Raw genomic sequence first — 12,240 nt, 5'->3', positions numbered from 1 at the left:
ACATGATAAACAAAAAACAAAAATAAAAAAGAGATACTAAAAAAGGTTAGAATAAGATTGTGATATTTTTTAATTAAAGTTCATTACGAATTAATTAAATAGTATCAAAAGTGCCTGAAACCAATTATTTCATAAGTAGATTTTATTAAAAAATTGGATTAAGTTCACAGCAAATTTAAATGATTACGAAAAATAAAGTTTATTACGGTAGGATTTTTTTGGATAGCCTTCAGAATCTTTGACAATCAAATTTGAACTGTAAAATGAAGCTAAAGTATTCTCTAAATAAACAAAGCTGTTAGGAAATATATTTAAAGAGGATCTTAGAAGAATCTATACAGAACAAAAATTAACATTGAAACATTACAAGACCAGGAAATTATGTCAGTTGTAATTCCTTGTAAAACCTGAAATTAAAAAAATAAAACTAATCAGTTGGACTAACAAGCTTTTTAACAAATTTTACGAGCTAAAAGAAACGAAAATAACCCATTATTTCACTTGGATTATAAATTTAAAATTCATTATTATGAAAACAGAAAGAAAACACAACGCAGGAACCAATAAAGGTTTACAAAAGTTGACAGAATTAGAAAATAATATAAATTCTCTTTTGTCTCTACAAAAGATTACTCCAGAAGATATTAAAATTCTTGAAGGAGAAGAAAGAGCAGAGTTTTCCCGAATTCTTACTCATAAACTTAATACATTAATAGGTGAAGAAAGAGAAAATTTTTACAATCAGGTAGAAGAGATAATGGATTCTCGTACCAAAAATGAAATCTGGGAACATAATCAACTAAATATTATGTGGGCTATTTCTTCTTTTATCAGAGAAAACAGCAGAATGCCGACAAAAACAGAAATCTCAACTAAAACGGACCTTAGTAGGCAAACCGTACACAAGCACTTAAAAGAGTATAGAAACAGTGTTTATTATTCGGAATTTCAAGAACAGTTTTCTATCATGTCTTCTAAAGTAATGACAACTGTCTTCCAGTACGCTATTAATGGAGACATGCGAGCAGCCAAATTATATCTTGAAGCTATCGGGGCTTTGAAAAACACTCTTTCTTTAAATAGTTCGAATAACAATACCCTGATACAGAATCAAAACAATTATATTCAAATTAATGGAATGATATTAAGCCAGGAAAGCATTAAAAGCCTGAGTCCTCACCAGCTTAGTACTATTGAGGAAATTTTAAAAACTATCGAAGTCAGGGAGGATAAATAATTAACCGCTTTTTATTCATAAAAATAGTATCATAATAAATATTAGAAAAATCTGACACTTCATATCAGGATATACTTACACATTTTTAATGTCACTAGAAAATTACATCTCGTAACCTGCTTTAATATGATGACAATCTCATGCTTCAATTACAATTTTCTCTTTCAATATTTTTAGGTTTTCACTAATAAATAGTAATTTGTCGTTAAAATTATTCTTTTGATATATGAAGATTCCACTCGAATTAGATGACCAATATGTAAAAGAAGTCATATTTAATAGATCTTTAAAAAACCTTTTAAGAGAAAAATGGAAGCTTGTTGAGGGTTTTGAAAGCTATGCGATTTCTAATTATGGCAGGGTCAAAAGTTTAGAACGTGAAGTTGTATATTCAGATGGGAGAAGGCAAAAATTACCGGAACGTATTATGACCTTACAGGCTGCCAAACAATTTAATAAGTATCTTAATACTTATTTTTACAATATCAGATGCCTGTTCTCGTTCGAAGGAAAAAAATACGGGAAATATATGGCTCGCTTAGTTTATTATCATTTTGTGGAAAGATTTGACTTAAATGATAATTCTATTATTATTTCCTACAAAGATGGTAATAGATTTCATATCCATGTCCGTAATTTAGAAAAACTATCTGTCAGTGATAGTCTTTTTAAAAGGTATCGAACAGACAGAACAAAAAACCATAGGAAAGACTATGCACAAGCTGTGCGTCAATATACTGTAGAAGGTAATTTTGTAGCTGATTTTGAGAGTATAACTGCTGCGAGTGAAACGCTTGGTATTGGCTGTAGAAACATCTTCACTGTAATAAAAAAAGAAGGTATGACAGCAGGTGGATTCCGATGGTTTTTAAAAGGCTATACACCACGAAAACAAGATTTTTTTCCAATTACAAAAACAGCCCATAACTCAGAGAAAATACTAAATAAATTACTTTGGGAAAAATTAGGTAGACCTACAATTAATAAAAATAACCCACCTGCATGCATGAATATGTCGCTTGAAGATCTGCCAGGTGAAAGGTGGAAGCCAATACCAGGTCTTGAGAAACAATTTACAATCTCTAATAAGGGAAGGATAAAGCGCTTAAATACATGGACGTCAGCTAAAAACAAAGCTTTTTTTAAAGAACATATCATATCGCTTCTTGCTAATGCCGAGCCTAATGGTAAGGCTTATTACCTTTACACACAATTAAATCATAACGGAAAAAAATATTTTACGATGATTACACGCTTACTCTATTACTGCTATAGAGAAAAGTTTGATCTAAAAGATAGGAGACTTGTCATCATTAATCAAAATGAACCCAAATGGGATATAGACATTGCAAAGCTTATTCTAAGTCCGCGTTAATCAAACGTAAAGTATGATCAAAAAAGTTAATAGTAAAGGCTATCCGGGTTGTTATTTGTAACTATTTATGATGGAGCAGCGTAATTGTATTTTCTAGAAATAAAAATAAAACACCGATGAACAAAAGAAAACAATATTCAATCTAAAAATTACCTGTATACCTTTATATTCTATCTTATATCTGAAGTAAAAGAAAAGTAATAAAAAATTCTGTGGGAATTTAACCTTTAAATTCCTTCTTTTTATTCTTATTTTTTTCAAGGTTGGGAAAATGTTGGGAAAAACAAAAAGAAAAAAACCGTAATACTATATAATATAAAGCATTACGGTTTTACATTGTGGTCCCACCTGGGCTCGAACCAGGGACCACCTGATTATGAGTCAGGTGCTCTAACCAACTGAGCTATAGGACCTCAAAACTTGGTTAAATTTTGTGCTTGCAAAAATAGTAAAATTTCTTTCACTACAAAACTTTTTATGACTTTTCTTGACAAAGTTCTACGAGCACTCCGTTGGTGGATTTAGGATGAAGGAATACAACTAATTTGTTATCAGCACCTTCTTTTGGCTCTTCGGAGATAAATTGAAAACCTTCTTTTTTTAATCTTTTTACTTCTTCGACGATATTTTCAACGCCAAAAGCCAGGTGATGGATGCCTTCTCCCTTTTTATCGATGAATTTTGAGATCGGACTTTCCGGGTTGCTGGCTTCAAGAAGCTCGATTTTGCTTTCACCTGTTTCATAAAACGAGGTCACTACTCCTTCCCTTTCTACGGTTTCTTTTTTGTAGGAAGGTTTTCCTAAAAGCTTTTCAAAAAGTTCATCGGAAACCCCTAAAGATTTTACGGCAATGCCGATATGTTCTAACTTCATAAGTAAAATACTATAATTAAATCGTAAATTTGAAATACCCATTACATTTCAAATGAGCAATTCAAACAAAAGTACTAAATTTGCATAAATTATGGAAAGTAACAGACAAAGAAAAGTAGCACAGATTATACAGGAAGATTTTGCAGAATTATTCCGCAAACAGGCAGCTGACAGCAAACAGAACATTTTGGTTTCTGTTTCGGATGTTAAAGTAACTGCAGACCTGGGAATAGCAAAGATCTACTTAAGTATTTTTCCTCAGGAATTCCGTTCAGATATTATGAAGGAGATTGAGGAGAACAAACCTCAGTACAGAAATTTCATTGGCCAGAAAATGGCTAAACAAGTTCGTATCATTCCACAGCTTAGTTTCTATCTTGACACTTCTCTTGATGATGTTGAAAAACTGGAAAAAGAATTAAGAGGCGAGGGAGACAATCCTGTATTATAAATTTTGAAAAACATTGCATTCTATATTGCTTCCCGATACCTTTTAGCAAAAAAAGGAAGCACTGCCGTTACCTTCATCACATGGTTATCCGTGGGAGCGATGATGGTTGCCGTTACTGCAATGTTTGTCATTATTTCAGTTTTCTCGGGCCTTGAGGATCTTAATAAAGATCTGATCTCTAATCTTCATGCGGATCTTACGATCAAAAGCTCTGCAGGCAAGACCTTAAAGAACCTGCCGAAAATTGAAGATCTTCTTAAAAAAAACAAAGATATTACCAGCTTTTCCCGTGTCATTGAGGAAAAAGTATACATTAATTATAACGGTAAAGGAGACATTGCCTATCTGAGAGGAGTGGATTCAGCTTATACCGTAGTCAATCCCATCAATAAAGACGTATTTTACGGCAGCTATCCAAGTTTCGATTATTCGAATGAGGTATTGATGGAAAATTCATTGGATAACAGGCTTTCGATTCCCGTAGCTTCTTCAAAGGATTATGCCACCATCTTTATGCCGAAACCGGGACTTGGGATCATCAATAAAGAGGATGATATTTATAATAAAAAAGACATTCTGGTGACCGGTATTTTTCCGGGAAAAGATCAGCTGGACAGTTACATCATTTCCCCGATTGAATTGACGGAGCAACTATTGAACCTGCCCAAAAATTCAGCCTACCAGATCGTCATCAAATTAAAAAATCCTGAAAATGCAGATATCGTTAAAGGTAAATTACTTTCTACTTTAGGCAAAGGGATTGATATCAAAACCAAAGAAGAAGAAAATGCTGCTTTCTGGAAAATGATCAATACGGAAAAGCTCTTCATCTACTTAATCTTCGCGTTGGTTATTTTTATTACGACCTTTAACCTGGCAGGAGCCATTATCATTCTGCAACTGGATAAAAAAGAACAGGCCAGATCACTGATCTCGCTTGGATTCCCGTTAAGCCACCTGAGAAGAATTTATTTCTACACCGGGGTTCTTATTGTAATATCAGGGATTATTTCCGGGTTGATTCTGGGGACAGCATTGTGCTATTTCCAATTGTTTACAGAATTTTTTAAAGCCAACGAGACATTGCCGTTCCCGGTAAAGATCGTAGGTAAAAATTATATCATTGTAGCCGTTACGGCATCTCTATTCGGCTTCATTATTTCATGGGTATTTTCAAAAATAAGTAAGGAATATATTACTAAAAATTAATATACGTAAGATCGTATTTTCTTTACCTTTGCGACCCAATTTTTAAATAATGAAACGAATTTTATCTTCTTTTTTATTGGTATTAGCTTGTTTTTATACATTAGCACAGATACCTGCAGGCTATTATGATTCGGCTGTTGGATTAACCGGTCCTTCATTAAAAACCCAACTTAAGGAAATTATTTCTACCGGATATGTTCAACATACCTATAACGACCTTTGGGATGCCTATCAATCTACCGACAAAGACAATTTTTACGAGATGGATGGCACTGTCCTGGACATCTATTCCGAAAACCCTGCGGGACCGGATAATTATAACTATACCTTTATAGTCAATCAATGCGGCAGCAACAATGGACCTGAAGGAACCTGCTACAACAGAGAGCATATTGTCCCTCAGAGTCTTTTCAGTGAAAACCTTCCCATGAAATCTGACATTCATTTTATACGCCCTACGGATTATAAGGTGAACGGCATGAGATCTAATTACCCTTTTGGAGTTGTAGACGTACCAACATTCGTTTCCCAAAACGGATCCAAGCTTGGAAGTTCTGCTTCCGCGGGATATACAGGTATTGTATTTGAACCTAATAACGCTTTTAAGGGCGACATAGCAAGAATGGTCCTTTATTTCGTAACAAGATATGAAGCCCAGCTTTCTACTTTCAGCACAGGGAATATTCTGGGAGGTTCTGCTTTCCCGGGGCTTCAATCCTGGGAACTGAATCAGTTGCTGGCATGGCATGCGGCAGATCCGGTGTCACCGGAGGAAATTGCTAGAAATAATGCATCTTATGCTTATCAAAATAACAGAAATCCTTATATCGACCACCCTGAATATGTGGCACTGATCTGGGGAACTCCGGTTATCGATACCCAGGCGCCAACAGCAGCGACCAATCTGATAGCCAACAACCCTACTTCTAACTCCATGTCATTGAGCTGGACGGCAGCAACCGATAATATAGGCGTAATTGGCTATGATATTTATGCAAACAATACATTCAAAACTTACGTAACAGGAACTACGGCTGTGGTTTCCGGATTATCTCCGTCTACTACGTATGATTTTTATGTAATTGCTAAGGATGCAGGCGGAAATTCATCTCCTCAGAGCAATATCGCACAAGGGACTACCTTGGCAGCACCGGCAGGAGGAAGTTGTGGAACCGAAACTTTTGATGCCATACCAACCGCTCCTAATCCTAGTTCTTACATCGATAGAACATGGACGAGCAATGGAATTACATGGAATGCTACCTCTGCAAGAACGGATGAAACGATCAATGGAAAATCCATCACGATCAAAAACGGAGTCTTAACAAGCTCTACCATTTCAGGAGGTGTACAAAGCTTAACACTAACCACCCAGTTGAAGTATAGTGGAGCTGCCGGAACATTGAATGTTGAAATCAATGGAAATCTTGTCGGTACCATACCGTACAGCGCTTCCGTACAAACAACAACGATCAGCAATATTAATGTTACCGGAAATGCCGTGATCAAAATCATCGCTACATCATCTGCAACAAACAGAATCTCAATGGATGATCTTAGCTGGACATGTAATTCAACATTAGCTACTGTTGATGCCACTAAAAACCCATCATCATTTGTGGTTTATCCTAATCCGGTTACAAATAATGAGCTTTATGTAAAAGGTGAACAGCTGAATAAAATTTCCAAAGCAGAGATTTATGATCTGTCGGGAAAACTGATCCGGGTGATTAACAATCCATTCAAAAATTCTAACAGAATTCATTTAAATGGACTGACCAAAGGAAATTACATCCTAAAAACAGACAACATTTCTGCAAAATTCATTGTGGAATAATCTTAAAAATATTTTAATCTATAAAGACCGATTTGTTCGGTCTTTTTTTTATTTTTGATAGATGGATTCCAATAAAAAATTAGGCTTAATAGGAAGAAATATTTCTTATTCTTTTTCCAAAAAATTCTTTGAAGATAAATTCCAAAAACTAATGCTGAAAGGCATCTCCTATAGTATTTTTGATCTTCAGGAAATCGAAGAGGTTGAAAACCTGTTTTCAACACCTGGGCTCCTGGGCTTTAATGTGACCATCCCGTATAAAGAAAAGATCATCAATTATCTGGACAATTTGAGTGAAGAAGCTGAAAAAATAGGCGCTGTAAATTGTGTTTTAATTGAAAATGGAAAGAAAACTGGTTATAACACGGATGCTTTCGGATTTGAAAAAACCCTGCTTCTCCATAAAAAACCACACCATACTTCGGCATTGATTTTAGGTGATGGCGGAGCCGCCAAAGCGGTACAATATGTATTGGATAAAAATGGCATTTCTTCACAGACCGTTTCCAGAAAATCTATATTAAATTTTGATAATCTGGATACAGAAACAGTAAACGACCACAAGCTGATCATCCAGACTACTCCCGTGGGTACATTTCCGAATGTTGAGGATTGCTTAAAATTCCCATTTAAGGGACTTTCCCGCGAACATTTGATCATCGATCTTATATACAATCCCAATTACACGAAGTTCATTATTAATGCTTCGGAAAAAGGAGCAAAGACTGTAAATGGCTATTATATGCTTGAACAGCAAGCAGAAAAAGCTTGGGAAATTTGGAATTTTCAAAAAAAATAACATAAATTAGTGCATTAATTGGCTTTTTAGCTACGTGCGACAGATAATAAACGCCATTCACATAAAAGATTTGCTATGACAACAGAAAATAACCTTTCTGAAAACGAAGAAAGTAAAAATTCTATCGAAGGATCAAATGAAGAAACTTCAGAAAACACTGTACCTCAGGAAGAAAACCAGCATGATGATGCTGAACATCTGGAAGAGGAAGCAGATACTGATATTTCTTTGGCTGATGCATTGAAGGAAATGGAAAAAATCATCAACGCTCCTAATGCGGGCGAGGATGTAAAAAAATTCAACCAGTTAAAAGAAAAAGCAAGTCATTACATCCATGATGAAGTGGAGGACAAAAAGCACGAATATGTAGAAGCCGGGAATGCTCCTGAAAATTTCAGCTATGAGCACCCTTCTCAATCTAAGCTTTCAGCTTTGGTTAATATCTTCAGAGAAAAGCATGACAATTTCCAGAAAGGACTGGAGGAAGAGCAAAAAAAGAATCTGGAACATCGTCAGGGAATTATTGAAAGGCTTAAAAACCTTTACACCAATTCCGAACCCAATACCAATTTATTCAAATCGATCCGTGAGATTAAAGAAGACTGGTCTAACGCGGGACAGGTAGCAAAATCTGAATTTAAAATCCTTAACAATAATTATTTCCACCATCTGAATCAATTCTATCAAATGCTGGATTTAAATAAAGAGTTTCTGGAGCAGGAATATGGTCATAATCTTGAAAAAAGACAGCATATTATTGCCCGTGCTAAAGAACTGGAAAATGAGCCCGTTATTCAAAAAGCGCTGAATGAGCTGCAATATCTTCATAAGCTTTGGAAAGAAGAGGCAGAACCTGTAGCAGAAGAATTCCGTGAAAAAACATGGGAAGAGTTCAAAGAAATTTCGAATAAGATACACGAAAGAAAATCTGAGCTTTCCGCAGCCATAGAAACTGAACAGAATGACAATCTTGAAAAGAAGAACAAGATTATCGAAGAGATAAAGAAATTATCCGAACCTGCGGAAACTCCTAACCACAATTACTGGCAAAATGCGATTAGAAGAGTTGAGGACCTGCGTTCAGAGTTTTTGAAAACGGGAAGTGTTCCAAGAAAGCTTTCCAACCAAAACTGGAATGATTTCAAAACCACTCTAAGGAATTTCAATACGACAAAGAACAATTATTATAAATCTTTGAAGGGTTCTCAGCAAACCAACCTGGAGGAAAAATTAAAACTGATCCAGACTGCCAAGGACAATATGAACAATGAAGAATGGGATATTGCCGTTCCATTATTTAAAAAGCTTCAGGAAGACTGGAAAAAAATCGGCCATGTTCCAAAAAGCATGACCAACAAGATCTGGGATGAGTTCCGTGATGCCTGCAATACTTTCTTTAATAACTACAGAGAAAAAAGCAATGCATCTACAGATAACTGGAAGGAGAACTACAAACAGAAAAAAGAGCTTCTTGAAGAGCTGAAAACGATCTCTAATGATGAAGGAAGTATTGAAAAAATAGAGACGATAAAAACAGCATGGAATAATGTAGGAAAAGTTCCTAGAGATAAGATCTCTATCAACTCCGAATTCAACAAAACTTTAAGAGAAAAATTAAAGCTGAATAAGATCAATGAACTGGAGTTGAAAGAAGACGGTCTTTCTGAAAATCAATTAACCGATAAGGCAAGAAAAATGAAGAGCCAGATCTCTGACCTGGAATCAGAAATCGTTAAATTAGAGAACAACCTTTCATTCTTCAATAAACCTTCAAGGGACAATCCTCTTTTAGCAGATACGTTCAACACGATTGATGAGAAGAAAGCTCATCTGGAAACTTTAAAACAGAATCTTCACAACATTATTGTCGGAGAATAACAGATAAAAAAATAACACCCAAGGCGAAGCAAAGAAATTTGTCTTCGCCTTTTTTATATTATGCAGGACGAATTATACATAAGAAGATGTATCGAGCTCGCTCAAAAAGCTTTGGGCAGAACATATCCTAATCCTCTTGTAGGAAGTGTGATTGTACATAGCGGCGAAATTATTGGAGAAGGCTATCATCACAAAGCCGGAGAACCTCATGCAGAGATCAATGCAATCAATTCCGTAATCAATAAGGATCTTATTCCTGAATCTACCATTTACGTATCTCTTGAGCCCTGTGCTCATTACGGGAAAACTCCACCATGCGCATTAAAGATCAAAGAACTGGGATTCAAAAAAGTGGTAATCGGAGCGATGGACTCTCATGACAAAGTGAACGGGAAAGGCAAAAAGATCATTCAGGATGCCGGAATAGAAGTCGTTTCAGGGATACTTGAAAAAGAGTCTGTTGAGTTGAACAAAAGATTCTTTACGTACCATGAAAAGAAAAGACCTTATATCATTTTAAAATGGGCTGAATCAAAGGATGGATTTTTAGATAAAGATTTTAAACCGACTTCAATTTCAAATTCACTGGTCAATCAGTTTGTCCATCAACTACGAGCTGATGAACATGCCATTTTAGTAGGTACACAAACCGCTCTTAACGATAATCCCGGCCTTACCGTAAGAAATGTTGAAGGAGTAAATCCTGTCAGAATTTTAATAGATCTCAACCTGAAAGTCCCTGATAATTTTAAGATTTTCAACAAAGAAGCCAAAACGTTGGTTCTTAATTCTATCAAAGAAGGAAACGAAGAAAATATCCACTGGATCAAAATCAGAAAGGATGATTTCATTTCCGACCTGATGGACATCCTGTATCAGGAGCAGATCCAATCCGTTATTATAGAAGGAGGGCGTTTTACCCTTCAGCAATTCATTGATGCCAACCTTTGGGACGAAGCTATCGTTATCAAAAATGAAAATCTCATCCTTGAAAAGGGAACACAAGCCCCTGAATTCCATTCAGAACCTTTTAAAACCGAAACCGTAAGAGATAATACGATAGCTTTTCATACGTCCCGTATGGTGTAACCGTTTTAAACTGAACCCGTAGTTAAATTATAAAAGTCTATTGGGGTTTCAAACTAAAGCATTTTATACTTTTGTACTTTTAAAGCCGGCCATAATGATGCACGAATACAAAACCATTGATAAACCCATCGAAAACACCTTAATCAAGGAAAAGGGAAGCAAATTTATCGGATTTGCTTATCCCGTTGCGAACGAAAATGAACTTAAGGACGCGCTTGAAAAAGTAAGAACCGAGCATCCTAAAGCGACACACCATTGCTACGCTTTCAGGATGGGTCTTCATGGTGAAAATTACCGCGCAAATGATGACGGGGAACCTTCGGGAAGTGCTGGGTTACCAATCTACAATCAACTATTAGCCCATGAGATCACCAATGTTCTCGTTATTGTAGTCCGCTATTATGGAGGAACTAAACTGGGCGTATCAGGTCTTGTAAAAGCATATAAAGAGTCTGCAAAGTTAACCCTTGAAGAAGCTAATATCATTACACGGGAACTGGAAACAGAAGTTGAAATCCGATTTAATTTTAATCAGCAAAACACCATTTTCACCCTGTTGTCAAAATTCGATGCAAAAGTCCTGAACTTTGATGCGAATGAAAACTGCATCCTTACCGCTTCTTTAAAAACGGCACAAAAAGAAAACATCTCAGATAAATTATCCGAGATGCAATATGTATCCTTTACATTTAAAGATTAATTTCTTCGGCCACCCATCAGGATCGACAACCAGTAAAGAAGTTGTACCAGTGATCCGATAGCTGCAACTACATAGGTTCTGGCAGCCCATTTTAAGCTGTCCTGTACTCCTACATATTCTTCAGGAGTTACAGTCCCTGTATCTTTAAGCCATTTCATCGCCCTGTTACTGGCATCATACTCTACAGGAAGGGTGATAAAAGCAAATAAAGTAGTCACGGCAAACAAGGCTACGCCAATTGCCAGGACGGTTGTATTCCCATTGGGATTCTCAATTGTTCTGCTGGCAGCCATAATGGCAATACCTGCAAAAATGACAAACTGCATTAAATTAGAACTGATATTCACAATAGGAACTAATTTTGAACGCATCTGAAGCATGGAATACCCTACTGCATGCTGTACTGCATGGCCGCATTCATGAGCAGCCACTGCGGCTGCCGCTGCATTCCTCTGCATGTACACCCCTTCCGAAAGGTTGACCGTTTTATCTGCTGGATTATAGTGATCTGTTAATTGTCCGGGAACCGAAATTACCTGAACATCATTAATTCCGTTATCTCTTAACATTTTTTCAGCCACTTCTTTTCCTGAAAGGCCATTTCGAAGGTGTACATTGGAATAATACTCAAATTTGGATTTCAACTTTGATGAAACATACCAACTCACCAGCATTGTAATCCCAATAATTACATAATAACCAATCATTTTAATAAAATTTTATAGATATTTTTTAACCTGTAAGATGTAAAAACTGTGCCAAAGTATTACATTTTATTTATTTATATTTGC

The 12,240-nt window shown here is 35.9% G+C and carries 11 protein-coding genes and 1 tRNA gene; 9 read left to right on the top strand and 3 right to left on the bottom strand.

What is annotated here, in order from left to right:
• Positions 1–529: 529 nt before the first annotated feature.
• Entirely contained in the window at positions 530–1,237 is a 708-nt protein-coding gene (locus ACNFU2_RS17625; RefSeq protein WP_418122476.1) for a hypothetical protein, read from the top strand.
• Between the two features lie 226 nt (positions 1,238–1,463).
• A complete protein-coding gene (locus ACNFU2_RS17620) occupies positions 1,464–2,612 on the top strand; it encodes an NUMOD4 domain-containing protein (protein WP_418122474.1) in 1,149 nt (382 codons plus the stop codon).
• A gap of 339 nt (positions 2,613–2,951) precedes the next feature.
• Here the strand turns inward: ACNFU2_RS17620 and ACNFU2_RS17615 are convergent.
• Positions 2,952–3,025, bottom strand: a tRNA-Ile gene (locus ACNFU2_RS17615).
• Between the two features lie 62 nt (positions 3,026–3,087).
• Complete coding sequence (gene mce / locus ACNFU2_RS17610) at positions 3,088–3,486, bottom strand: methylmalonyl-CoA epimerase (protein ID WP_418122472.1); 399 nt, start codon at positions 3,484–3,486, stop codon at positions 3,088–3,090.
• A 91-nt stretch (positions 3,487–3,577) separates the two neighbouring features.
• Between mce and rbfA the strand changes: the two genes are divergently transcribed.
• The 7 genes from rbfA to ACNFU2_RS17575 all read left to right on the top strand — a co-directional run bounded on the left by rbfA (position 3,578) and on the right by ACNFU2_RS17575 (position 11,449).
• Positions 3,578–3,937, top strand: a complete 360-nt coding sequence (gene rbfA / locus ACNFU2_RS17605) for a 30S ribosome-binding factor RbfA (RefSeq protein ID WP_172283696.1) — start codon at positions 3,578–3,580, stop codon at positions 3,935–3,937.
• Positions 3,938–3,940: 3 nt separating this feature from the next.
• Positions 3,941–5,146 carry an ABC transporter permease gene (locus ACNFU2_RS17600; RefSeq protein ID WP_273650701.1) on the top strand — a complete coding sequence of 402 codons (1,206 nt, stop codon included), beginning with the start codon at positions 3,941–3,943 and terminating at the stop codon, positions 5,144–5,146.
• Between the two features lie 49 nt (positions 5,147–5,195).
• Positions 5,196–6,983, top strand: coding sequence for an endonuclease (locus ACNFU2_RS17595; RefSeq protein ID WP_418122469.1), 1,788 nt, complete (start codon positions 5,196–5,198; stop codon positions 6,981–6,983).
• A 61-nt stretch (positions 6,984–7,044) separates the two neighbouring features.
• The gene (locus ACNFU2_RS17590) at positions 7,045–7,782 is read left to right on the top strand and encodes a shikimate dehydrogenase family protein (protein WP_418122467.1); all 738 of its coding nucleotides are present in this window, start codon (positions 7,045–7,047) and stop codon (positions 7,780–7,782) included.
• Positions 7,783–7,857: 75 nt separating this feature from the next.
• On the top strand, positions 7,858–9,660 hold the full coding sequence (locus ACNFU2_RS17585) for a DUF349 domain-containing protein (RefSeq protein WP_273650698.1): 1,803 nt from the start codon (positions 7,858–7,860) through the stop codon (positions 9,658–9,660).
• Between the two features lie 60 nt (positions 9,661–9,720).
• Complete coding sequence (gene ribD, locus ACNFU2_RS17580) at positions 9,721–10,749, top strand: bifunctional diaminohydroxyphosphoribosylaminopyrimidine deaminase/5-amino-6-(5-phosphoribosylamino)uracil reductase RibD (RefSeq protein WP_273650697.1); 1,029 nt, start codon at positions 9,721–9,723, stop codon at positions 10,747–10,749.
• A 97-nt stretch (positions 10,750–10,846) separates the two neighbouring features.
• Positions 10,847–11,449: an IMPACT family protein gene (locus ACNFU2_RS17575; RefSeq protein WP_273651080.1), complete on the top strand. Its 603-nt coding sequence runs from the start codon at positions 10,847–10,849 to the stop codon at positions 11,447–11,449.
• On the opposite strand, the gene ACNFU2_RS17570 is transcribed toward ACNFU2_RS17575, so the two are convergent.
• The gene (locus ACNFU2_RS17570) at positions 11,446–12,156 is read right to left on the bottom strand and encodes a zinc metallopeptidase (RefSeq protein WP_172283684.1); all 711 of its coding nucleotides are present in this window, start codon (positions 12,154–12,156) and stop codon (positions 11,446–11,448) included. The genes ACNFU2_RS17575 and ACNFU2_RS17570 overlap by 4 nt on opposite strands.
• Positions 12,157–12,240: the final 84 nt, after the last annotated feature.

Source organism: Chryseobacterium sp. PTM-20240506 (assembly GCF_048296755.1).
In the GTDB taxonomy this organism is placed as follows: domain Bacteria; phylum Bacteroidota; class Bacteroidia; order Flavobacteriales; family Weeksellaceae; genus Chryseobacterium; species Chryseobacterium proteolyticum.
The sequence above is the reverse complement of the archived record's forward strand: the minus strand, read 5'-3'. Positions and strand labels throughout refer to the sequence as shown.